This window comes from Bacteroides caecigallinarum, from assembly GCF_016902295.1.
Lineage (GTDB): Bacteria > Bacteroidota > Bacteroidia > Bacteroidales > Bacteroidaceae > Phocaeicola > Phocaeicola caecigallinarum_A.
Genome location: NZ_JACJLQ010000133.1, coordinates 1 through 694 on the forward strand (window position 1 = coordinate 1; position 694 = coordinate 694).

General features: G+C 41.2%; 1 protein-coding gene. It reads left to right on the forward strand.

Features of this window, described 5'->3' with window-relative positions:
- Nucleotides 1-694, forward strand: a 694-nt coding sequence (locus tag H6A27_RS15850; protein ID WP_239469732.1) for an IS66 family transposase, incomplete at both ends; no start/stop codon positions are given.

The following is a 694-nucleotide window of genomic DNA, read 5'->3' on the forward strand; positions in this document are numbered from 1 at the left end:
AGACCTATATGTGGTGTCTGGTAAACAGAAAGGCCCGTATAGTCATCTTCTTTTATGAGGATACAACGGATGATGAAGGTGTACAGAAACATGGAGGCAGGAACAGAAACGTGTTGAAGGAGTTCCTTGGTGATGCAAAAATCAAATCACTGCAGAGCGACGGCTACAACGTATATATGTATCTTGACAATGAACTTATCGATGTTGAGCATTTGTGTTGTCTGGCCCACGCAAGGGCTAAGTTCAAGTATGCCTATGACCAGGGAAGCCTGCAGGCAAGAATCTTCCTTGAGCTGATAGCAAAATTATACGGAATGGAAGAAACTTATCGCCGGGAAAAACTCACAGCAGACGAGATTTACCGCAGAAGGAACTGTAAGGAAACGACAGAAATCATCGATAAGATAAGGACGGAACTTTATGATTTGCTGGCAAATCCGGATGAGAGTCGAAGCGAGCTTATGGGCAAGGCCCTTAACTATCTGAAAAACTTCTGGAATCAGATCTTCTCCTACAGAAATGACGGAGAATACTCCATAGACAATATGGCGGCGGAAAGAGCGATAAGACCAATCACTGTCCAAAGATTATGTTGTACACCACATAACCTGCCTTATGTTGGCAAAATATTTATGTTGGCAAAATATCTAATATATTGTATAATAGAGCATTATGATATATGTTCACAACATAA